Genomic DNA, 23,133 nt, shown 5'->3' on the forward strand with positions numbered 1-23,133 from the left:
CCATCGCACAGGGGGAAGGTGGCCCGATGTCCGACGTGTTCGGCAGACTCCGCAAGAAGTGGCGCAAGAAGACGGCCGAGCGGTCCGAGGAGCGGCGGCCCGTGGCGCCGCGGCCGGAGAAGCGTGCGCACAACCTGTTCGAGGCGGCCGCGGCTTATGTGTCGGCGTGCGCCGAGGACGACCAGGACCAGATCGACGAGGCAGCGGCCTGGGTGTCGCCGGAGGCGCTGTCGTTCGGGGTGAACGAGCTCGCTTGCCGGGCCGTGATAGCCCTGGCGCGGGAACGTGACGAGTCGCCTCAGACGGTGGCCCGCACACTGCTCGGACTGCCTGTGGCCTGACCCTGCGGGCCGGAACGGTCGTTTCGCCCCTGTCCAGCCGGATAACTGCAGCTCCGCGTGTGCTTCGGGCCCGTGACAAGCGCCTTCCGGTCGCATTATGGTGCGCCGACGAACGTAGCAATGGGGAGGCTGGGATGGCCGGGACGGACGATGGCGCCGTCGCCACCGGGGACGACGACGCACTGGACGACGACGCGCTGTATGTGCTGACGGCGGTGCTGCTGACACCAGCGAAGTTCCCCAGCGTGCTGGGAGACGACTACCCGGAGGCGTGCACGGCGCTCGGCCTCGCGCCTCTCGCCGACGGATACGGTCTCGTGCTCGGCCAGGACGGCGAGGGCGCGCGATGGACGGTCGTCGTCGACGACGTCTCGCTGGTCGCCGTCGCGATCGCGTCCTGGGACTGCGGAATGGAGCACGACCTGTCGCCGGACGAGCGCACGGTCGTCTCCGCGCTGCCCGGCTGGCCTCTCGAGGTCGCCGTCTCGGCACCCGGAGTGCCGGCCCCGCACGACCCCGCGCCCGAGCTCACGGAGCAGCCGCCGCTCAGCCCGCCGGACACCACCACTTGGGGTCCGGCCCAACGGCGGCTCGGCGCCGACGAGATCGCGCTGCAGTGGGCGATCTGGCGGGAGCAGATCGACGACGCCGATTTCGTGACGCCGGAGGGCGAGGCCCAGCCCGAGGTGGCCCGGGCCGAGGGCGCGGCCCAGGAGGAGAGCGGCGACGGTGAGGCGCGCAGCGGTGTCCGCCGGGTGCTCGCGGAGGCCCGCTCCTATGTGGACACGCCGCCTCCGCTCGGCCGTGTCCGCTCGTCCTTCGCCACGGGCGACGCCCGGACCCTGCGGGCCGATGGACCCGGCTGGTCCTTGGTCGCGAGGACCGACGACATCGCGTTCGTCCTTCTCGACGAGGAGCCCGGAGAGGTCCTGCCCGTCGGTCGCGGACCGGAACTGCCCGGCCTCCTGGAGGCCCTCGACAAGATGGCGGTACGCCCGAGCTGAGGTGCCGTGCCGCGCGGAACTCGGCGGCATGGCCCCCATCGACCGTTCTCGTCAGGGGCTCGCGTCCGGGTCGAAGACAAGGACCCGCCATCGCGATGTCGTGGTCCTCGTGCGCACACAGGGCGGCGAGTTCCGCCCGCTAGGGGTCGCCCCAAGCCAGTGGAGATCGCCGAGCTCGGTTGATCCACCCAGCGTCGCATCGCCGCTCGCGGACCGTACCGATGGCACGTCCGCGAGCGGCGATGCGATCAAAACGGGCGCGCTGGACAGAGCCGCACCAGGGCGGTGGCTCCTCAGCGGCCGAGCTCCTTGCGCGTGACGCGGCGCAGCCTGCGCCGCTGCGAGGGGTCCAGCGCAAGGTATGCGGCCGCCGGGACTCCCAGCACGATCAAGAAGGCGGCCCACCAGGGCAACCAGATCAGCAGGATGAGCCCGACCGCCACACCTCCCGCAGCGATCTTCGCGTTCTTCGACATGTGCGTCGCCTCCTTCGCGGCTGCTGCCGCTCTCTGTCCTGAGAACGGGTCCCTGCCTCCCACGGTTCCGGACCGCGCCCCTGATACGTCCCTGAGCCGCGCCCCCTACTCAACCCTGAGAGGCTCCCCGACCTCATGCATGTGGCGGAGGGCCTGCCGGTAGGAGTCGACGAGCCCGGTCTCCGTGTAGGAGATACCCAACTCCTGGCAGTGCGCCCGTACCAGGGGCTGGGCAAGTCGCAGATGGGGGCGGGGCATGCTGGGGAACAAATGGTGCTCGATCTGGTAGTTCAGACCACCGAGGAACCAGTCCGTCAGAACAGCTCCCCGGACATTGCGCGAGGTGAGCACTTGGCGACGCAGATGCCCCCATCGCTCGCCGTCCGGGTCGGGCATTTCCATGCCCTTGTGGTTGGGCGCGAAGGCCATGCCCAGGTGCAGGCCGAACAGCGCCTGGTGGAGGGCGGCGAAGGCCAAGGCTTTGCCGAGGGGCATGGAGGTGAGCAGCAGGGTCGCGTACGCGACGACGTGGGCGACCAGCAGCAGGGCCTCCACGGACCGCTCACGCAGCGGCTGCCGGCGAAGATCTTGGAAGCCGTGGACCTTGAGGGCGACGCCTTCGAGGAGGGTGAGCGGGAAGAAGAGCCAGGCCTGGTTCCGGGTGAGCCGGCGCCGGAAGCCGGATCGGTCCTTGGCCTGTTCACTCGTGAACACCAGGACGTCGGCGACGACGTCGGGGTCCTTGTCGATGTGGTTCGGGTTGGCGTGGTGGCGATTGTGCTTGTCGTTCCACCACGAATAGCTCATCCCCAGGAGCAGGTTGCCGTGGATAACGCCGATCAGGCGGCTGACGGTCTTGTTGCCGGTGATCTGGGAGTGGCCCGCGTCGTGGCCTATGAACGCCGTTCGGGCGGCGAGGACGGCGAGCACCGGAGCGAGGAGCAGCGTCCACCAGGAGTTGCCGATCAGGGTGACGCCGGTCACGACAGCGGCCAGGGCCAGCGCGTTCGCAGCGACCTCGCGCGCGTACCAGCCGTGGCGCCGCTTGAGGAGTCCCCGGTCCTTGACGGTGCGCAGGAGAGGCGCGAACTCGCTTCCGGGGGTCTGCCCGACGCTCGCCCCTGAAGGGTGTTCCGCGAGGACTGCGGCGGTCTGGGGCATGGCGGGTCTCCGGTCTCTCAGGGAACGTGCTGACCTGATGAAACGTACGAATCAGTGACCTTCGGCGACCATGGCGCCACCACCCGTGTCTGTTCGGGGGCCTCCCGGCGCACCGTAGGGGTGTTGGCCACACCCTGTGCGAGGTGACCCGCGTCATGGTTCGGCCGCGCCCGCTCGTCCTCCGGAGTGCTGTAGCCTCGGCGGCCCGGCCTCCAGTAGTCAAATTTGAGGAATGCGTCATCGCTGTGCAGAGGATTCCCGCGGCAACCCCCGCCGAGATCTCCGAACTGGCCCGCTGCTGTGCCGTGTTCGTGCCCGCCGATCCCTCCCGTACCGGCTGCGTCGCGTTCTGGCGCCCCGAAGGCGACTCCCCTCCCCCGGTGGCGTCCGGCTCTGCTGAGGAGTTGACTGTCGCGCTGCCCGCGGACGAGGGCGTCGAGCTCGTGACCGTGCCCGCCGTGCTGCTTCCTGTACGGGCCGCTCTCCCGGTCCTCACACGCGCGCGTGCCGCCCCGCAGGTTCACCGGGCGACCGCGTTCTGGGGCGCGGCCGCCGTGCTCGCCCTCCAGTTCGCCGCGCGCGGACTACTGCTGCCGGGGCTGTCGGCGAGCGACCACGACACGTGGCGGACGGGTCCGTTGCGCGCGCAGGACCTGGAGCGGATCCGTGAGCTGGCGGCCGCGATGCCTCCCCACGCGCACGCGATGCCGGTGGACGGCGCCGAACCGCCACGGCTGCCGGAGCCCGAGCCGTTGCTGCGCGCCTTCCTGGACGCGGTCGCCGACGCGTTGCCCCGCTCACCCGCGGCGGCGCTCGCTGCGGGCGGTCCGTCCTTCGCGGCGCCGGAGCCCCAGCACATGCCCGAGCAGCGCGCCTGGACCACAGATGTCGCCGCCGTGCACGACGCGGACGTACGGATCTCCCTGCGCGTCGAGGTGCCGGGGCTGGCATCGGCGGTTTCGGACGAGACACGGCTGCCGTTCCGCGCGGTGCTGCAACTGCACAGCGTGAGCGATCCGGCCCTGGTCGCGGATGCCTCCGCCGTCTGGGCCGGATCCTCGAGCTTCGGCCCGCGTGCGCGGATGGACGCCTTGCTCGCGCTGCGCCGCGCGGCCCGGGCCTGGGCCCCGCTGACTCCCCTGCTCGCCGCAGCCGTGCCGGACGCCGTCGAGCTCGCCGACGAGGAAGTGGCCGAGCTCCTCGGCGAAGCCGCGCGCACGCTGGCGTTCGCCGGTGTCGACGTGCACTGGCCGAAGGAGCTGGCACGGAAGTTGACGGCACGGGCAGTCATCGGCCCGCCGGACGAGGAAGAGGGTCCTGGCAAGCCCTCGTCGGACGCGCCCTCGTTCCTGTCCGCGGACGCGCTGCTTGCCTTCAACTGGTGGTTCGCGCTGGGCGATCAGCAGCTCACCCGCCAGGAGCTGGACCTGCTGGCCGAGGCGAACCGGCCTATGGTCCGGCTGCGCGACCAATGGGTCCTCGTCGACCCGCGGGAGGTGAAGCGCGCCCAGGCACAGCAGGACCGCAAGGTCACGCCCGTCGACGCGCTGAGCGCCGCGCTGACGGGCTCAACGGAGGTCGACGGCCGCCGGGTCGAGGTACGTCCCACGGGCTGGCTGGCGGCCCTGCGGGAGCGGCTGGCGGACCCGGAGGGGCAGGAGCCGGTCGGGCAGCCCGCCGCGCTCCACGCGACGCTGCGGGACTACCAGGCGCGGGGCCTCAACTGGCTGGCCCGCATGACCTCTTTGGGACTGGGCGGCTGTCTGGCCGACGACATGGGCCTGGGCAAGACGATCACGCTGATCGCCCTGCATCTGCACCGGCAGACCGACCAGTCCGCCGCGGGCCCCACGCTCGTGGTCTGCCCGGCCTCCCTGATGGGCAACTGGCAGCGCGAGATCGAGAAGTTCGCTCCCGGCACCCCCGTACGCCGCTTCCACGGCTCGCGGCGCAGCCTGGAGGACGTGGCCGGCTGCGAGTTCGTGCTCACGACGTACGGCACGATGCGGCTCGACGCGCCGCGGCTCGACGAGATGGCATGGGGCATGGTGGTCGCGGACGAGGCCCAGCACGTGAAGAACCCCTACTCGGCGACGGCGCGGGCGCTGCGCACCATCGGCGCACGCGCGCGCGTGGCGCTCACCGGCACCCCGGTGGAGAACAACCTCTCGGAGCTGTGGGCGATCCTCGACTGGACGACACCGGGTCTGCTCGGCAGGCTCGGCACGTTCCGCACCCGCTACGCGCAAGCCGTCGAGGGCGGCCAGGATCCCGCGGCGGCCGAGCGGCTCGCCCAGCTCGTACGACCGTTCCTGCTGCGCCGCCGCAAGTCGGATCCGGGCATCGCGCCCGAGCTGCCGCCGAAGACGGAGACCGACCGTGCCGTGTCGCTGACCAAGGAGCAAGCGGGCCTTTACGAGGCCATGGTGCGCGAGACCCTCACGGAGATCTCGGGCGCGGACAGCATGGCGCGGCGCGGCCTGATCGTGAAACTGCTCACCGGGCTGAAGCAGATCTGCAACCACCCGGCTCAGTTCCTCAAGGAGGACCGGCCGAAGATCCCGGGCCGGTCCGGGAAGCTGGAGCTGCTGGACGAACTGCTCGATACGATCCTCTCCGAGGGAGCGAGCGTTCTGGTCTTCACGCAGTACGTGCGGATGGCGCGCCTCATCGAGCGTCACCTGGCGGCACGCGGCGTGTCGACGCAGTTCCTGCACGGAGGGACGCCCATCAACCAGCGCGAGGCGATGGTGCAGCGCTTCCAGGAGGGCGAAATCCCCGTCTTCTTGCTGTCGTTGAAGGCCGCGGGCACGGGACTGAACCTGACACGGGCCGAACACGTCGTGCACTACGACCGCTGGTGGAATCCGGCCGTCGAGGCACAGGCCACGGACCGCGCGTACCGCATCGGGCAGAGCCGGCCCGTCCAGGTGCATCGGCTCATCGCCGAGGGGACCATCGAGGACCGTATCGCCGACATGCTGCGGCGCAAGCAGCAGTTGGCCGACGCCGTCCTGGGCGCCGGTGAGGCGGCGCTCACGGAGCTGACCGACGCGGAACTGGCCGACCTGGTGGAGCTTCGAGGGGGCGCACGATGACGGATCGCAACGAGGAGCGTACGTTCGCCGCGCTGCCGTCCGCGCGCGGGCGGGGCTTCGCGCAGACGTGGTGGGGCCAGGCCTGGCTGAAGGCCCTGGAGGACGCGGCGTTGGACTCCGAGCAGGTGAAGACGGGCCGCGGGCTGGCGCGCGCCGGGGCGGTGGGCGCCGTGTCGGTCCGTCCGGGGCGCATCACGGCCGTCGTCCAGGACCACGACCGCACCGCACACCGGGCGGATGTCCTGCTTCAGGAGCTGTCCGGGGAGCAGTGGGACCGCTTCCTCAACATGGCCGTAGAGCGCGCGGGGCACATCGCGGCGCTGCTCGACCGCGACATGCCGCCGCATCTTGTCGAGGACGCGGCGGCCGCCGGAGTCGAACTCCTGCCGGGACTCGGCGATCTGGAGGCGGAGTGCGACTGCGGTGCCTGGGACCACTGTGGACACACGGCCGCGCTCTGCTACCAGATGGCGCGGTTGCTGGACGAGGATCCGTTCGTGCTGCTGTTGATGCGGGGGCGCGGCGAACGCCGCCTGATGGATGAGCTCCAGGAGCGCACCAGCGCGCCCGTGCGGGAGTCGCCGGTCACCAGCCGGGAAGGCGTGGACGCGGCCGCGGCGTACGCCGCCGGGGACATCCTGCCGCCGCTACCAGCTCTTCCCGAACTGCCCGCCGAGCCCGGGCAGCCCCCCTCCCTGGACATGGAGACCACGCCCGCGCCAGGAGTCGACCCGGCCGCGGTGGAGTTCCTCGCGGCCGCCGCCACGGGCGAGGCGTACCGGCTGCTCGCCGAGGCACTCGGTTCCGGACACGGACAGCGGGCGGTCGAGACTGAGTTGTCACTGGGCCAGGACGCGGTCCGGCTGGCCGCGGGCGGCGCGGAGCAGGCGATCACCCGGCGGCTCGCCGAGGGTTCGGGACGCGATCGCGAGGAGCTGCAACTCGCCATACGGGCCTGGCGGTACGGGGGCGTGGCAGCGCTGTCCGTCCTCGAGGACGAGTGGGCCGTGGAGGCGGAATCGCTGGCACGCGCGCGTGCGGCGCTGGAGTCCGCCTGGGACGAGGACGAGCGGCCACGGCTGCGCGCCACACGCAATCGCTGGACGGCGGTCGGCGCGTCCACTCAGCTGCGTCTGGGGCGCGACGACCGGTGGTGGCCGTATCGCATGGAGCAGGGCCGCTGGGCCCCGGCCGGACCGGCGGTGAGGGATCCGGCAACGGCACTCGCCACGGCGGAAGGAAACCCGATGAATGGTTGACGCCCACAGTTCACCTCCAGGTCGCACGACGTTCGGTGCCGGGGCCAACTCTGGCCGCTGTCAACGAACTTGTGCCCCAGGAGGCCCGATGTCCCCGCATGCTGTCGGCCGGCGCCGTGTCCACCGATCCGTCGCCGCGGGTGTGCCGCTCGCCGTGCTGGCCGCCCTCGTGGTGTCCGGCACCGCGAGCGCGGCGGGCGACCCGTCGCAGCCGCGCGTGACGCGCACCGCGACGCTCGCCGACATCCCGCTTGGTGTGTTCAGCAACGCACTGCTGCCGGGGACGGTGGCCGACGACCGGGGCGTGGACCTCGGCGGAATCGGCAGTGACATCTATCCGGCCGGGCGCAAGGGCGAGTTCTGGACGGTCACCGACCGCGGGCCAAACGGCCAGATCAAGGTGGACGGCAAGAAGCGGCGGACCTTCCCGGTGCCGGGCTTCGACCCGGCGATCGTGAAGATCCGGGTGTCCGGTGACACGGTGCAGGTCCTCGAAGCGATACCGATCACCACATCCTCGGGGAAGCCCGTCACCGGGCTGCCCAACCAGGCGGGGCGCGACGAAGCGCCGTACTCCTATGACGCGCAGACCCCGCTCACGTACAACGCGAACGGTGTGGACACCGAGGGCATCGTGCGGGCCGAGGACGGCACCTTCTGGCTTGTCGACGAGTACGGTCCTTCGCTGATCCATGTCTCCGCGCGCGGGAAGGTGCTCACGCGGTATGTGCCCAAGGGGCTGAACCTGACGGGGACGGACTACCCGGTGGTCGAGGCGCTGCCAGCCATCCTGCTGCACCGGAAGATCAACCGTGGTTTCGAAGGGCTCACCCAACTCCCGGGCGGCGACCTGGTGATGGCCCTGCAGAGCCCGCTCTCGCTGCCGGACGGGGACGCGGGAGACGCCTCGCGCACGACGCGGCTGCTGCGCTTCTCGCCCAAGAAACGGGCCGTGACGGCCGAGTACGCGTACCGCTTCGACCCGGTGAACGTGGTCGACCCCAGCGAGGACGACACATCCGAGCTGAAGATCTCCTCCGTGGTGGCCGTCGGCCATGACCGGTTGCTCGTCGAGGAGCGCACCGACAAGGCCGCCCGCCTGCAGCTGGTGAAGCTCACGCGTGACGCGGACATCCTCGGCGACGCGTGGGACACCGACACGACGTCCCCCTCTCTGGAACAGGTCGACGACCCGGCAGCTGTCGGCGTTCCGGTCCTGCGCAAGCGCCTGGTCGTGGACCTTGGAACGGTCGAAGGGGTGCCCGGCAAGATCGAGGGCGTCGCGCGCGTGGACCACGACACGCTCGCCCTCATCAACGACAACGACTTCGGGATGACCGACGGGGCCGGCGCGTTCGACGCGCAGGGCCGACTGGTGGACAGCGGGATCGAGACGACGGTCACGTACGTGCGGCTGCCGCGCGGGATCTGACCTCGGGGACTCTTCATACGGCACGCGCGCGTGGGCGATGAACGGCGGTCACGCGCGCGTGGCGCTCACGTCAGTGGCTTGGTCAGCTTGTGGGTGCCCTTGCCGATGTCCGCCGCCAGGCTGCAGGCGACGTTGTCGATGCCGATCTTGTAGCCGCTGGAGTCCGGGTACTGCACCAGGGTGCCGCGCACGGTACCCGCGGGCTGCCTGGCCGCCTTGCGGTCCAGCGTCGATTCGCACAGCGCCGACGCGGCCTTCTTGAGGGCGGCGTCGGTCGAGTAACTGCCGTTGAGTTCGGCCACCTTCACCACTTCGGCGTCGTGCGGCTTGGTGCACGAGCGCTTGGCGGCCTGCCCGGGCAGGCTGTCGAACGTGTCGAAACAGTCGCCCTTCTTCAGCATGTAGTACGGCACTTCGTCGTTCGCGAGGGTCGGGAAGAGCGATTCGAGGTCACTCGGTACCACTCCGCTGGGTACCTCCGAGGGCAGTGTCGGCACGACGCTGGGCACCTCTGAAGGCAGGGACGGCAGTTCGGAGGGAATGCTCAGCGAGGGGCTGGGCGAGCGGCGCGTGCTCTCGGTGGGTGACTTCTTGTCCTGTTTGCCGTCACCGCCGAAGACCACCACGGCCACGGCAACGATGGCTCCTACGGCCACGATCACGGCGAGCACGAGGAACAGGGGGTTGCGGCGCCGCCCTCCGCCTCGATGGCCACCGGGCCCACCGGGCGATCCAGGAGGAGGCGGCGGCTGCCAGCCCCCGCCGCCCTGTCCGGGAGGCCAACCACCGCCCTGCGACGGCGGTCCGTAGCCGCCAGGAGGTGGACCATAGCCGCCGGCTGGAGGTCCGTAGCCTCCGGACGGAGGGCCAAAACCACCACCTCCAGGAGGCGGCGTGTCTCCCGGCGGCCGAGGGGGCTGGGGCGGTACGGGCGGCATGGCCATACCGTCAAGAGTCGCCTCGAACCGGTCAAGACGCGACCCCCGCGCGGAAGTTGATACGGACCCATGCCATGGATCGCACGATTCCGGAGAATTCCGCGCAGAGATCCGCAGAACGAGACCGTGAGGCCCGGACCCCCCGGAAGGCGGGTCCGGGCCTCACGAATCCGCCGGGCAGCAGGGCCGCACCACCGCCAGAAGACAGTTCCGCACGCCCGAGCGGACGCGATCAGCCCCGCGCACCGAGCAGGTGGTCCATCGCCAGCTGGTCCAGGCGCTCGAAGGCCATCCCGCGCGCGGCGGCCGCCTCCACATCGAAGTCCTCGAAGGCCGCGCGGTCGGCGAGCAGCCCCTTCAGTCCGTCCGCAGCCGTGGGCTGCGCCAGCTCGTCCAGGCGCGAGGCACGCAGTGCCTCCTGGACCTCGGGGTCGGCACGGAAGGCCGAGGAACGCTCGCGCAGGATCAGGTAGTTGCGCATGCATCCGGCCGCCGACGCCCACACTCCGTCGAGGTCCTCGGTCCGCGGCGGCTTGAAGTCGAAGTGCTTGGGCCCCTCGTAACCGGCGCTCTCCAGGAGGTCGACCAGCCAGAACGCGGAGCGCAGATCACCCGCTCCGAAGCGGAGGTCCTGGTCGTACTTGATGCCGGACTGGCCGTTGAGGTCGATGTGGAACAGCTTGCCCGCCCACAGGGCCTGCGCGATGCCGTGCGGGAAGTTCAGTCCGGCCATCTGCTCGTGGCCCACCTCGGGGTTGACGCCGTACAGCTCCGGGCGCTCCAGGCGCTCGATGAACGCGAGGGCGTGGCCGACGGTGGGCAGCAGGATGTCGCCCCGCGGCTCGTTCGGCTTCGGCTCGATCGCGAACTTCAGGTCGTAGCCCTGGGAGGTCACATACTCACCGAGGAGGTCGAAGGCCTCCTTCATGCGGTCGAGGGCCACGCGTACGTCCTTGGCGGCGCCGGACTCAGCACCCTCCCGGCCGCCCCAGGCGACGTACGTCTGGGCGCCCAGCTCGACGGCCAGGTCGACGTTGCGGATCGTCTTGCGCAGCGCGTAGCGGCGGACGTCACGGTCGTTCGCGGTGAACGCGCCGTCCTTGAAGACGGGGTGCGTGAACAGGTTGGTGGTGGCCATCGGCACCTTCAGACCCGTCGCGTCCAGGGCCTGCCTGAACCGCTTGATGTGCGACTCGCGCTCGCTGTCCGAGGATCCGAAGGGGATCAGGTCGTCGTCGTGGAAGGTCACTCCGTAGGCGCCGAGCTCGGCCAGACGCTGCACCGATTCGACCGGGTCCAGGGCGCGCCGGGTGGCGTCGCCGAACGGGTCCCTTCCCTGCCAGCCGACGGTCCACAGGCCGAAGGTGAACCTGTCCTCGGGGGTGGGCTGGTAGTTCATGCCGCGGCTCCTTGCTAGCTCCGACTATTTCGTCATGGCGATTAACAAATTAGTATGCGAAGGCATCTCTGGGAAGAGACGAAGTGCGAAACCCGGGTCACGCTGGTCCTGGGTACCTCAAAAACAGGCCGATCCCGCGGAGCCGCGGAAGAGGGAGAGCCCGATGTCAGCAGCCGAGGGTCCGCTCGTCGTCGGGGTGGACACATCCACCCAGTCCACCAAGGTCCTGGTCGTCGACGCGTCGACCGGACAGGTTGTGGCGAGCGGACAGGCACCGCACACCGTCTCCACGGGGGCGGGCCGCGAGAGCGACCCGCGGCAGTGGTGGGACGCGCTCTGCGAGGCCCTGCACCAGTGCGGGGACGCGGCACGCGAGGCCGCGGCGGTGTCGATCGGCGGTCAGCAGCACGGGCTCGTCACCCTCGACGCCCAGGGCGATCCCGTACGCCCTGCCCTGCTGTGGAACGACGTGCGCTCGGCGCCCCAGGCGCGTCGGCTCGTCGAGGAGCTGGGCGGTCCGAAGGCCTGGGCCGAACGGACCGGAAGTGTGCCCGGCCCCTCGTTCACGGTCACGAAATGGGCCTGGCTGGCCGAGAACGAGCCGGACGCCGTCCGTGCGACCGCGGCCGTACGACTCCCCCACGACTACCTCACCGAACGGCTCACCGGACAGGGCACGACCGACCGCGGTGATGCCTCCGGTACGGGCTGGTGGGCGTCCGGGACCGAGACGTACGACGAAGAGGTCCTCGCCCACGTCGGCCTCGACCCGGCGCTGCTCCCGCACATCGTCCGGCCCGGTGAGGTGGCCGGAACCGTGCACGCCCGCGGTGGGCTGCCGTTCTCCCGGGGCACACTGGTCGCCGCGGGCACCGGCGACAACGCGGCCGCCGCGCTCGGCCTGGGGCTGCGCCCCGGCACCCCGGTACTGAGCCTCGGCACTTCCGGCACGGTGTACGCCGTTTCGACGCGGCGCCCCGCCGACCCGACCGGCACCGTGGCGGGCTTCGCCGACGCGCGTGGCGACTGGCTCCCGCTGGCCTGCACACTGAACTGCACCCTGGCTGTCGACCGCGTCGCCGCACTGCTGGGCCTCGACCGCGAGGCCGTCGAGCCGGGCGCGGGCGTGACGCTGCTCCCCTACCTGGACGGTGAGCGCACGCCGAACCTGCCGCACGCCTCCGGACTGCTGCACGGGCTCAGGCACGACACGACGGGCGGGCAGCTGCTCCAGGCGGCGTACGACGGCGCGGTCCACTCGTTGCTGGGCGCTCTCGACCTGGTGCTCGACGAGGACGCCGACCGCTCCGCTCCGCTGCTGCTGATCGGCGGCGGCGCGCGAGGAACGGCCTGGCAGGACACGGTTCGCCGGCTGTCGGGGCGGCCCGTTCAGGTGCCCGAGGCCAAGGAACTGGTCGCGCTGGGGGCCGCCGCACAGGCCGCGGGCCTGCTGACCGGCGAGGACCCGGCCGCGGTCGCCCGGCGCTGGAACACCGCCAGCGGGCCCGTGCTCGACGCCGTGGAGCGGGACGAGGGGACGCTCGCGAGGATCGCCGGGGTACTCTCCGACGCGGCCCCGCTGCTGGAGCCGGAGCCGAACCGGAACTGACCGGACACCGACAAGGACCGCCCCGAGGGGACCGTCCGGACGAGGACTGACGGAGGCATGACCGCACCGCTGCACGAGGTTCATCCGACCGGTTCCGGCCGTCGGCTGCCCGACACCCAGCAGGGCATGCGTCGCCGCAACCTATCCCGGGTGATGCACACCGTCTGCGCCGACGGACCGCTGTCGCGCGCCGCCGTCGCCTCGCGCATCGGCCTGACCCGGGCGGCCGTGTCGACGCTGGTGGACGAGCTGATCCGTTCCGGGCTCCTCGAAGAGCTGGGCCCCGAGCGGCCCGGCCGAGTGGGGCGGCCGGGCTCGGCCCTCGCCGTCAGCGGGCACGGTCCCGCGGGGATCGGGGCGGAGGTGGGCGTCGACCATCTCGCGGTGTGTGCGGTCGATCTACGTGGTGAGGTGCGGGCCCGGGCCGTGCGGCACGGCACGAACCGCGGGCGGCCGCCCGAGCCGGTGATCCAGGAACTGACGACGCTGATACGTCAGGTGATCGCCGAGGCGGAGCAGGAGGGGCTGTGGCCCGCGGGCCTCGCGGTCGCCGTGCCCGGTCTGGTGGCCCGTGACGCCCGGACCGTGGTCCGCGCCCCCAACCTCGACTGGCACGACACGGACCTCGGCGCGCTGCTGCCCGGGGAGCTGCCGCTGACCGTGGACAACGAGGCCAACTTCGGCGGTCTCGCGGAACTCTGGCTCGGCGAGGCGACGCCGCATGACTTTCTGCATGTGTCGGCGGAGATCGGCATCGGTGCGGCGGTGCTCGTGGACGGTCGATTGCTGCGCGGAACGCGCGGCTTCGCGGGCGAGTTGGGGCATGTGCCGATCCATCCGGAAGGGCCGGAGTGCCCGTGCGGTGGACGCGGGTGCCTCGAACAGTACGCGGGTGAGGAAGCCGTCCTGCGCGCGGCCGGTCTGGAGCCGGGGGAGGACCGGGTCGGGCTGCTGGCCGAGCGCGCCGCCGAGGGAGACGCGGAGGTACGGCGTGCCCTGCGCGAGGCCGGAACCGCGCTCGGCATCGCGCTGACCGGGGCGGTCAATCTGCTGGACCCGGAGACTGTCGTGCTGGGCGGAGCGCTGTCCGGTCTCGCGCCATGGCTGCTGCCATCGCTGGAAGGCGAGTTGGCACGTCGCACAGCGGGTCCGGCCTGTGCCGTGTCCGTCTCGCGGCTCGGTCCCGAGGGGCCGCTGCTGGGCGCGGCGCACTCGGTGGTGCGGGCGGTGCTCGACGATCCGGCCGGGGTGGCGGCTCGGGCGTAGCGAGCGGGACGGGCACACCACGCGGCGGGCGCAGCGGGCAGCCGGGCGCAGAAAGCGGCGTACGGGGAGAGGCGAGGGACGCCCCGCCGGGCACCAATTCCCCCTTTCGGGTGGCCGAGTTGTCCACAGTCCCGGGCTTGTCCACCGACTCACGCCTCGCTCTTCCTGCCCAACCGGCAAGCGCCGTACCGTAATTCACGCGAGGCGCAGCCGTCGGACCGATGACTGCGTGTCCGGGCGAATCGGGGGGGGTCACATGTCGGGGGAGACGGTTCCAGGACTGCGGCGCGAGGCGATCGGGCTGCGCGAGGTGCTGTTCCAGAGCATCACGGCCATGGCGCCGGCCGCGGCGGTCGCCGCGTCCATTCCGTCGGGCGCTGCCTTCGCGGGCGGCAGTCTGCCGTTGTCCGTGCTGATCGCCCTGGTGGCGTGTCTGTTCACCGCGTCGTGCGTGGCCGAGCTGGCACGGCAGCTGCCCGCCGCGGGATCGGTGGCCACGTACGCGGCACAGGGACTCCACCCGGCCGTCGGATTCCTCGTGGGCTGGGGCTATGTGTTCGTCGAGGCGCTGGTGCCGCCGCTGCTGCTCCTGCAGCTCGGGTTCACCACGGCGGGCACGCTGCACCAGGAGTGGTCGTCGTATCCGGACGACCTGTGGTGGCCTTGGTCACTCGCCGGCGCGGCGGTGATCGCTCTGGCGGGCTACTTCGGAGTGCGCGCCTCGGCCCGCTTCGGAACCGTCCTCGGAGTGTTCGAGGTGCTGGTCTTCGTGGTCTTCGCGGTATGGCTGATCGTCAAGGCGGGCGGTGACAACACATTGTCGGTGTTCGGCACGTCGCACACGGCCGAGGGATTCCACGGCATCAGCGGCGTGTTCGCGGGATCGGTGTACACGGTGCTCGCCTTCGCCGGGTTCGAGGCGGCGGCGCCGCTCGCGGAGGAGACAAAGGATCCGCGCCGCACGATGCACCGGGCCGTCCTCGGCGCGGCGCTCGCGATCGGCCTCGTCTACGTCCTGACGACCTACGCCATGGCCGTGTACTTCGGACCTGACCGCTTCGCCGGGTTCGGGGCCTCCGGCGCCGCGTCCTGGGAGGGCGTGGCCCGCACTTCGTTCGGCCTGTTCTGGGTGCTGGTGTTCCTCGCGGTGGTCAACTCGACGATCGCGAACGCCAACGCCTGCGCCAATGTCTCCACGCGAACCGCCTTCGCCCTGGGGCGGATCCGGGTGTTCCCACAGCTCTTCGCGCGCGTGCACCCCAGGCACCGCTCCCCCGTCGCCGGAGTCGCCGTGCAGTGCGCCGTGGCGCTCGCGGCCATGCTGGGGCTCGGCTTTTACTACGACCCCGTGACCGCGTTCCTCCTGCTCGCGACAGTGATCGTCACGGTGGTGATCGGCGTTTACATCGTGGTGAATCTCGCTTGTGCGGGCTACTTCCTGCGCCGCAGGCGGGAATTGCTCAAACCGGTGCGGCATCTGCTGTTCCCGCTGCTCGGCATCGTCGCCTTCGTTCCCGCGCTGCTGACCGCGGCGGGCCTGCCGGTCTTCGACTTCGTATCCGAGCTGACCGCGCCCGTCTCATACGCGGGACCGGTCGTCGGTGCCTGGATGATCGCGGGGGTCGTGGTATTGATCGTCCTGGTGCGCCGTCACCCCGGGCGCATAGCCGAGACCGCCCGTGTCCATCTCGACGAGACCTCCACCCCCGACCCCCGGCAGAGCGGAGCTGTGCAGTCATGAGCGACCCCCGGATCCTGACCGTGCGGCCCGCGCCGGGCGAGTACGCCTGGACGTTCGGCGGCGCGCCGCCCGTGGCGCGTATCGCGCCCGGCACGGTCCTGGATCTCTACACCGAGGACTGCTTCGCCGGACGGGTGCGCTCCGAGAAGGACCTGGTGTCCGACGTGTGCGAGTTTCCGTTCCTGAACCCGCAGACGGGTCCCTTCCATGTGGAGGGAGCCGAGCCGGGCGACACGGTCGCGGTCCACTTCGTGTCGATAGAACCGGCCCGCGACTGGGCGGCATCGACGACGGTTCCCCTCTTCGGTGCGCTCACTTCCACGCACACCACGGCCACGCTGCAGCCACCACTGCCGGAGACCGTGTGGATCTGGCAGCTCGACCGGGAGCGGCGCACGGCACTGTTCAGCGCGCGAGACAGTGACATCCGGATCGAGCTGCCGATGGATCCGATGCATGGAACCGTCGGCGTGGCGCCCGCGAACCTGGAGGTGCGCTCCGCGCTGGTGCCCGACGCACACGGCGGGAACATGGACACCCCGGAGATGCGGGCCGGCGTGACCTGCTACCTCGGAGTGAACGTCGAGGGTGCCCTGTTGAGCCTCGGTGACGGGCACGCACGGCAGGGCGAGGGCGAGACCTGCGGAGTCGCCGTCGAGTGCGCGATGAACACGGTGGTGATCGTCGAACTGCTCAAGGGAGTGGCCACCCCCTGGCCGCGCATCGAGTCCGACACGCACATCATCTCGACCGGCTCGGCACGCCCCTTGGAGGACGCGTTCCGGATATCCCAGCTCGACCTGGTGCAGTGGCTGGTGCGTGACTACGGGTTCAGCGAGTTGGACGCGTACCAGTTCGCGACCCAGGCGGTCGAGTCGCCGCTCGCCAACGTCTGCGACACCAACTACACATGTGTCGCCAAGCTCCGCAAGGAATGGCTGCCCGCACGGGAGACACATCGCGGACTGCACGCACAGATGCGCGACACAGCGGCGGTACTCCGACGCTGAGCCGGCGTCGTCACCCCCCACCATCGAAAGGCAGACACTCCATGGAACGGGCCGGATCGTTCCCGAGCCGGCGGCGGCTGCTGAAGGGCGCAGCCCTCGCCGCCCTCCCCTACTCGTTACTCCCCAACACCCGGGCCGGCGCAGAGGCTGCGTCGGTGGACTACCCGGGCGCCGAATGGACACAGGCGAGCGCGTCCAACTACACGGCGTCCAACCGGCCGACGGACTATCCGCTCGACTACGTGATCATCCATGTCACCCAGGCGACCTACCCCGACACCCTGTCCGTCTTCCAGAACCCGAAGAAGGAGGTGTCCGCCCACTACCTCGTGCGATCGGCCGACGGACATGTCGCGCAGTGCGTCAAAGAGCACGACATCGCCTGGCACGCGGGGAACTGGGACTACAACACGCGCAGCATCGGCATCGAGCACGAGGGCTGGGTGGACCGGCCCGCCTACTTCACCAACGCCCTGTACGAGGAGTCGGCCAGGCTCACGGCCGCGATCTGCACCAGATACAGCATCCCCAAAGACCGCGCCCACATCCTCGGCCATTACGAGGTACCGGGTACCGACCACACCGACCCGGGGCCGAACTGGGACTGGACGCGCTACATAAGGCTCGTCAACTTCGCCTGATCCAAGGGATCGAAGGCCTCGGGAGTGTCCGGAAGGCGTCGGTGATGTGGGCGGCGGGTGCGGAGCACGGTCACACAGCTTGTCCGCGCCCGCACCGGAAGTGACGATGGTCCCAGCCGCATCGCCTTCCGGGAGGCCGAATTGAGCGATCCATGGGTGGCCCTGGAACCGGGGACCGATCCCGTCGAGCGGGTGCGGATCCTGCGCCGCGCCCACGAGGCGTTCACCGAGGCGGGCACGGTGCCGCGGCCGGTGCGTTCCGTGGTGGCCGACTCGTGGCGGCGTTCGGCGCGGGCCGGTGTCGTACCGGACGGCACCGCGAGTGTGGAGCTCATGGACGGGGATCTCGGCTCATATCGGGCGGAGCATCCGCTGGCCCGGGTGATGCCGCTGTTCCGCGAACTCATGGGGACGTTCGCGGCGGACGGGGAGCACCTCCTTGCGGTGTGCGACGCGCAGGGTCGGCTGCTGTGGGTCGAGGGCCATCCAGCCACGCGGCGGCAGGCGGGGCGGATGAACTTCGTGCCGGGTGCGCGGTGGTCGGAGACGGCGGTGGGTACGAACGCGCCGGGTACGGCCGTTGCCGTCGACCGGCCGGTGCAGGTGTTCGCGGCGGAGCACTTCATCCGGCGAGTCCAGCCCTGGACGTGCGCGGCGGCGCCGGTGCACGACCCACGCACCGGGCGGGTGCTCGGTGCGGTGGACATCACCGGTGGGGACGGTCTCGCGCATCCGCACAGTCTCGGCTTCGTGCAGGCGGTGGCGCGCGCCGCGGAGTCCCAACTGGCATTGCTCACACCGCCGAAGGCCATGACGGACACCGTCGAACTGACCGCGCTGGGCCGCGACGAGGCGCAACTGCTCGCGGGCGGCCGGAAGATCAGGCTCAGCCGCAGGCACAGCGAGATCCTGGTGCTGCTGGCTCGGCACCCGGAAGGTCTGACGGGCGACGAGTTGTTGTGCGCGCTGTACGAGGACGAGTCGGTGACGCCGGTGACGCTGCGCGCCGAACTGGCACGGCTGCGCCGGGTCCTCGGGCCGGGCCTGCTGGGTTCGCGGCCCTATCGGCTGACGGCGCCGGTCGAGTCCGATGTCGCGGTGGTGGAGCGGCGGCTCGGCACCGGGGCGGTCACCGGGGCCGCTGCGGTGTACGCCGGTCCGCTGCTGCCGGGTTCGGGTGCCCCAGCAGTGGTGCGGCTGCGGCACAGGCTGGCGGACGGGCTGCGTACGGCGCTCATCGCCCGTCGTGACCCCGATTTGCTGGCCGACTGGGCCCGCGCACCCTGGGGCGAGGACGACCTCGACGTTTGGCGGGCGCTGGCCGCCGTGCGGCCGACGGCGGCCGTGCGGGCGCGACTGGAGGCGTTGGAGTCCGAGCTGTCGGCGCCTCCGGGCCGGCTGCGTCCCGCACCGCGCGGGCGGGAGCGACCGGCGCGACCCTGACGGGCGCGCCCAAGGCCCCCGTCCAAGCCACCGGCTCGGGCACCGGCACCGGCACCGGCCACCGCACCACCGGCGTGGCCGAACGAACCGGGTGCCGGGCACCGCACAATGTGCGAGGCGCCGCACGAGTGCCAGGTGCCGCGCGGTGTGAGCGCCGCACGGCTGCCAGGCATCGCGCAACGTCCTTGCAACGTCCGTGCTCCTAGCCTCGCGGCGAGAGCTGCCCAACGGCGGGCAGCGCTTCTCCGGGAGGCAGACCAGCATGACCCGTTACGCGGCGCCCGGCACCGAGGGCGCGATCGTCTCCTACCAGGCGCGTTATGACCACTTCATCGGCGGAGAGTACGTACCGCCGGCTCGCGGACAGTACTTCGAGAACCCGAGTCCGGTGAACGGGCAGCCGTTCACGGAGGTCGCGCGGGGCACCGCCGAGGACGTGGAGCGCGCGCTGGACGCGGCGCACGCGGCGGCGCCCGGCTGGGGGCGCACGTCCGTGACCGCGCGCGCCGACATCCTGCTCAAGATCGCTGATCGGATGGAGGCGAACCTGGAGAAGCTGGCGGTCGCCGAGAGCTGGGAGAACGGCAAGCCCGTGCGCGAGACCCTGGCGGCCGACATCCCGCTCGCGATCGACCACTTCCGCTACTTCGCGGGAGCGATCCGCGCCCAGGAGGGTTCGCTCGGCGAGGTCGACGACGACACCGTCGCGTACCACTTCCACGAGCCGCTCGGCGTGGTCGCGCAGATCATTCCGTGGAACTTCCCCATCCTGATGGCGGTCTGGAAGCTCGCCCCGGCGCTTGCCGCGGGCAACGCGGTCGTCATCAAGCCCGCCGAGCAGACCCCGGCCTCCATCCACTACTGGATGAGCCTGATCGCGGATCTGCTGCCCCCGGGTGTCGTGAACATCGTCAACGGCTTCGGCGTGGAGGCGGGAAAGCCCCTCGCGTCCAGCCCCCGGGTGGCGAAGGTCGCGTTCACGGGCGAGACGACGACGGGGCGGCTGATCATGCAGTACGCCTCCGAGAACATCAAGCCGGTCACGCTGGAGCTCGGCGGCAAGTCCCCGAACATCTTCTTCGACGACGTGTGGGCGGCCGACGACGACTTCCGCGACAAGGCGCTCGAAGGCTTCACGATGTTCGCGCTCAACCAGGGCGAGGTGTGCACGTGCCCGTCCCGCGCGCTGATCCAGCGCGGCCACTACCGCGAGTTCCTGGAAGCGGCGGTCGCCCGCACCGAACTCATCAAGCCCGGCCATCCCCTCGACACCGACACGATGATCGGCGCCCAGGCCTCCAACGACCAGTTGGAGAAGATCCTCTCCTACCTGGACATCGGCCGGCAGGAGGGGGCCAAGGTCCTCACCGGGGGTGAACGCATCGAGCACGACGGTGAGTTGAAGGGTGGCTACTACGTCCAGCCGACGATCTTCGAGGGCGACAACCGTATGCGGATCTTCCAGGAGGAGATCTTCGGACCGGTCGTTTCGGTCACGTCGTTCGACGACTTCGACGATGCCATCAAGATCGCGAACGACACGCTGTACGGGCTCGGGGCGGGCGTGTGGACGCGGGACATCAACACCGCCTACCGGGCGGGCCGCGCGATCCAGGCCGGCCGTGTCTGGACGAACTGCTACCACGCGTACCCGGCGCACGCCGCGTTCGGCGGATACAAGCAGTCCGGGATCGGCCGCGAGAACCACAAGATGATGCTGGAGCACTACCAACAGACGAAGAACATTCTTTGTTCTTACAGCCCTCAGAAACTCGGCTTCTTCTAGAGCCTCAAGTGGGTTGCCTGGAGGCACTGTTGCCCTCCAGGCAACCCAGTACGACACTCCCTTGCCTCGCTTCGTGCGCGCGGCCACTGCGAAGCACCGTTCGTCGGGGGTCCATCCCTGTGCGTACAGGGATGGACCCCCGTCCCTCGCCAAGGACGGCTCGTGTCCGAAGCTGCTCCGCGTGAGTGGGGGGTGAAACTGCGGGTCCGAGCCGGTCGGCCAGCAGCCGCGGCGCGCCACCCTGCTGCGCCAACAGGGCCTCCAGGCGGGCCAGCCCCGTTTCCGCGGGGGCCTCCACCCGGTCCTGTTGCCAGCCGGACAGCCGCTCCCATCCTCCCGGCCCAAGGGTCGGGGAGCCAGCTCGGAGCAGGCAGGGCTCCCCGGTGCGGGCCTATCGGCGGTTGTCGTCGATGAGTTCGAGGTTGCGGGTGTACTAGGGTGTCGGATTTCTCCCGGTTCCGGATCAGGGTGCCCTGCTCCACAGTAGAGGGTGCTACGGCGTTGGCGATCTTCCGCCGCTGCACAGGCAGACCCTCGCTGCGCCTGGTCGAGTATCTGCCCGACGGGACCTACTTGGGGAATATGAATCTGGGCGGGCAATAAGACGCGCATCCTGGAGGGGTGCTCGTCCGGTGATCGAGTACCGCGTCGACGGTGGCGACGTAGTCAGGCGGTTGACTGACCTGCTGGCCCCGCAGGCTTCTCGGGCCGCGGAGTTGGCGGGGCTCTACCAAGCGAGGTGGGAGGCGCAGTCGGCGTTCCGGCAGATCAAGACTTTCCAGCGTGGGCCGGTTGAGGTCCTGTGCTCGGGAGACCTGAATCTGGGCGGCAGGAGCTCTGGGCGCACCTGGTCGTGCGCCACTGCTTCACGGGGGTCATCGTGTGTCTGGCCGACGACGTGGAGTCTACGGTGGGGTCTTGCCATCCCTCAGAGAACCCTTCGCCCCAAGGGGCCGCACCCATGAACGCCCGTCCGGCCAGTCCGAGGACGACCGGATACAGTGCGCGAGACGGCAGCCTGGTCAGAGAGGGGAAGCGTGACCGACACCAGCGACACCCGACCCGCCGACAGTGAAGCGCAAGCGCCGCGGCAGAACAGACTGCACCGCCTGATGCGCTACATCCCCCTGATCGCCCCCGTCCTGCTGTGGGCCGTGCCCTGCTGGGTGCTCCTGCACAGCGGCCAGCACTGGCCGCTGCCCGTCACGCTCGCCGGCACCGCCCTGTTCGCCCTCGGCCTCGTCGGTATGCCGCTCGCGATGGTGCGCGGCCACGGCCGGCGCCAGCAGGACCGGGCGGCGATCGTCGGTGACACCCTGCTGGGCACCAGTTGGGTTCTGTTCACCTGGTCCATTCTGCTCGGCCTCCCATTGCGGCTCGTACTGACCGTGGCCGGCGTCGACGAGAGTCAGGACCGGGCTCGAATTGTCACTTGGGCCGTCCTCGGCATAACCGCCGTACTACTCGCCTGGGGGTACGCCGAAGCCCGCCGCGTGCCACGCGTGCGCCGACTCGACGTGCAGCTCCCACGGCTGGGTGCCGGGTTGGACGGCATCCGCGTCGTCCTCATCACCGACACCCACTACGGTCCCCTCGATCGCACTCGCTGGTCGGCGCGGGTATGCGAGACGGTGAACACCCTGGAAGCCGACCTGGTCTGCCACACCGGTGACATCGCGGACGGCACGGCCGAACGCCGCCGCGCCCAGGCCGCCCCACTCGGAACCGTGCGGGCCACCCGGGCCCGGGTCTACGTCACCGGCAACCACGAGTACTTCAGCGAGGCCCAGGGCTGGGTCGACCTGATGGACGAGCTGGGCTGGGAGCCGCTGCGCAACCGCCATCTGCTGCTCGAACGCGGAGGCGACACCCTCGTGGTCGCCGGCGTGGATGACGTCACCGCCGAGTCCTCCGGCCTGGCAGGCCACCGCGCCCACCTCGCCGGAGCCTTGAACGGCGCCGACCCCGACCTACCCGTCCTGCTCTTGGCACACCAGCCCAAGTTCATCGACCGGGCGGCAGCCGGCGGCATCGACCTCCAGCTCTCCGGCCACACCCACGGCGGCCAGATCTGGCCCTTCCATCACCTGGTCCGCATCGACCAGCCCGCCCTCGCCGGCCTCAGCCACCACGGCCCCCGCACCCTCCTCTACACCAGCCGCGGCACCGGCTTCTGGGGCCCGCCGTTCCGCGTCTTCGCCCCCAGCGAGATCACCCTGCTCGTGCTCCGCTCCCCGCACCTGCCCACCTCGATGTAGCACTCGACGGGCCGACACATCCGCTTGGAGCAGTCCACGAGCCGAGGGATGCGGCGTCGACAGATGACCAGGCCCGTCTCGCTGAGGACAAGATCCGGACCGTTCCCGGGCCGACGGCTCCAACGAGCCATACGTGGCCACGTTTTACGCAGGTCAGCGACGCGTGACGCCTATACCGCCAGCAGACGAAGAATCTGCTGGTGTCGTACTCGGCGCAGAAGCTCGGGTTCTTCTAGAGGGCCCAAGTCGGTTACCTGGAGAGAACTATGGC

At 70.6% G+C, this 23,133-nt stretch carries 17 protein-coding genes; 13 read left to right on the plus strand and 4 right to left on the minus strand.

Going from position 1 to position 23,133, the window contains the following annotated elements; all coding sequences use genetic code 11:
- The first annotated feature begins 35 nt into the window (after window positions 1-35).
- Window positions 36-341 (plus strand): hypothetical protein, encoded by a 306-nt coding sequence (locus tag AB5J53_RS07695; RefSeq protein WP_369252104.1) that lies wholly within the window; start codon window positions 36-38, stop codon window positions 339-341.
- A 134-nt stretch (window positions 342-475) separates the two neighbouring features.
- Window positions 476-1,345, plus strand: a complete 870-nt coding sequence (locus AB5J53_RS07700) for a hypothetical protein (protein ID WP_369244855.1) — start codon at window positions 476-478, stop codon at window positions 1,343-1,345.
- A gap of 293 nt (window positions 1,346-1,638) precedes the next feature.
- On the opposite strand, the gene AB5J53_RS07705 is transcribed toward AB5J53_RS07700, so the two are convergent.
- Window positions 1,639-1,821, minus strand: coding sequence for a hypothetical protein (locus AB5J53_RS07705; protein ID WP_151473737.1), 183 nt, complete (start codon window positions 1,819-1,821; stop codon window positions 1,639-1,641).
- Between the two features lie 105 nt (window positions 1,822-1,926).
- Complete coding sequence (locus tag AB5J53_RS07710; RefSeq protein ID WP_369244856.1) at window positions 1,927-2,982, minus strand: acyl-CoA desaturase; 1,056 nt, start codon at window positions 2,980-2,982, stop codon at window positions 1,927-1,929.
- Between the two features lie 245 nt (window positions 2,983-3,227).
- Here AB5J53_RS07710 and AB5J53_RS07715 point away from each other — a divergent pair, with 245 nt between their 5' ends.
- The 3 genes from AB5J53_RS07715 to AB5J53_RS07725 all read left to right on the plus strand — a co-directional run bounded on the left by AB5J53_RS07715 (window position 3,228) and on the right by AB5J53_RS07725 (window position 8,771).
- A complete protein-coding gene (locus AB5J53_RS07715) occupies window positions 3,228-6,080 on the plus strand; it encodes an SNF2-related protein (RefSeq protein ID WP_369244857.1) in 2,853 nt (950 codons plus the stop codon).
- Complete coding sequence (locus AB5J53_RS07720) at window positions 6,077-7,339, plus strand: SWF or SNF family helicase (protein ID WP_369244858.1); 1,263 nt, start codon at window positions 6,077-6,079, stop codon at window positions 7,337-7,339. Before AB5J53_RS07715 ends, AB5J53_RS07720 begins: the two co-directional genes overlap by 4 nt.
- 88 nt (window positions 7,340-7,427) lie before the next feature.
- A complete protein-coding gene (locus tag AB5J53_RS07725) occupies window positions 7,428-8,771 on the plus strand; it encodes an esterase-like activity of phytase family protein (RefSeq protein WP_369244859.1) in 1,344 nt (447 codons plus the stop codon).
- 65 nt (window positions 8,772-8,836) lie between these two features.
- Here the strand turns inward: AB5J53_RS07725 and AB5J53_RS07730 are convergent, their stop codons facing one another.
- Both AB5J53_RS07730 and xylA read right to left on the minus strand, forming a co-directional pair.
- Window positions 8,837-9,442 (minus strand): hypothetical protein, encoded by a 606-nt coding sequence (locus tag AB5J53_RS07730; RefSeq protein ID WP_369244860.1) that lies wholly within the window; start codon window positions 9,440-9,442, stop codon window positions 8,837-8,839.
- Between the two features lie 499 nt (window positions 9,443-9,941).
- Entirely contained in the window at window positions 9,942-11,108 is a 1,167-nt protein-coding gene (xylA, locus tag AB5J53_RS07735; RefSeq protein WP_369244861.1) for a xylose isomerase, read from the minus strand.
- Window positions 11,109-11,271: 163 nt separating this feature from the next.
- On the opposite strand from xylA, the gene xylB reads away from it, so the two are divergent.
- The 8 genes from xylB (at window position 11,272) to AB5J53_RS07775 (ending at window position 22,862) form a co-directional block, all read left to right on the plus strand.
- Window positions 11,272-12,717, plus strand: a complete 1,446-nt coding sequence (xylB, locus tag AB5J53_RS07740; protein WP_369244862.1) for a xylulokinase — start codon at window positions 11,272-11,274, stop codon at window positions 12,715-12,717.
- Between the two features lie 57 nt (window positions 12,718-12,774).
- Window positions 12,775-13,983 (plus strand): ROK family protein, encoded by a 1,209-nt coding sequence (locus AB5J53_RS07745; RefSeq protein WP_369244863.1) that lies wholly within the window; start codon window positions 12,775-12,777, stop codon window positions 13,981-13,983.
- Window positions 13,984-14,239: 256 nt separating this feature from the next.
- On the plus strand, window positions 14,240-15,724 hold the full coding sequence (locus tag AB5J53_RS07750; RefSeq protein WP_369244864.1) for an APC family permease: 1,485 nt from the start codon (window positions 14,240-14,242) through the stop codon (window positions 15,722-15,724).
- Entirely contained in the window at window positions 15,721-16,734 is a 1,014-nt protein-coding gene (locus AB5J53_RS07755; RefSeq protein WP_369244865.1) for an acetamidase/formamidase family protein, read from the plus strand. Before AB5J53_RS07750 ends, AB5J53_RS07755 begins: the two co-directional genes overlap by 4 nt.
- A gap of 41 nt (window positions 16,735-16,775) precedes the next feature.
- On the plus strand, window positions 16,776-17,375 hold the full coding sequence (locus AB5J53_RS07760; protein ID WP_369244866.1) for an N-acetylmuramoyl-L-alanine amidase: 600 nt from the start codon (window positions 16,776-16,778) through the stop codon (window positions 17,373-17,375).
- A 141-nt stretch (window positions 17,376-17,516) separates the two neighbouring features.
- Entirely contained in the window at window positions 17,517-18,818 is a 1,302-nt protein-coding gene (locus tag AB5J53_RS07765; RefSeq protein WP_369244867.1) for a GAF domain-containing protein, read from the plus strand.
- Window positions 18,819-19,080: 262 nt separating this feature from the next.
- The gene (locus AB5J53_RS07770) at window positions 19,081-20,604 is read left to right on the plus strand and encodes an aldehyde dehydrogenase family protein (protein WP_369244868.1); all 1,524 of its coding nucleotides are present in this window, start codon (window positions 19,081-19,083) and stop codon (window positions 20,602-20,604) included.
- 1,037 nt (window positions 20,605-21,641) lie between these two features.
- Window positions 21,642-22,862 carry a metallophosphoesterase gene (locus AB5J53_RS07775; RefSeq protein WP_369244869.1) on the plus strand — a complete coding sequence of 407 codons (1,221 nt, stop codon included), beginning with the start codon at window positions 21,642-21,644 and terminating at the stop codon, window positions 22,860-22,862.
- The last annotated feature ends 271 nt before the right edge of the window (window positions 22,863-23,133 follow it).

Source organism: Streptomyces sp. R41, from assembly GCF_041053055.1.
Lineage (GTDB): Bacteria > Actinomycetota > Actinomycetes > Streptomycetales > Streptomycetaceae > Streptomyces.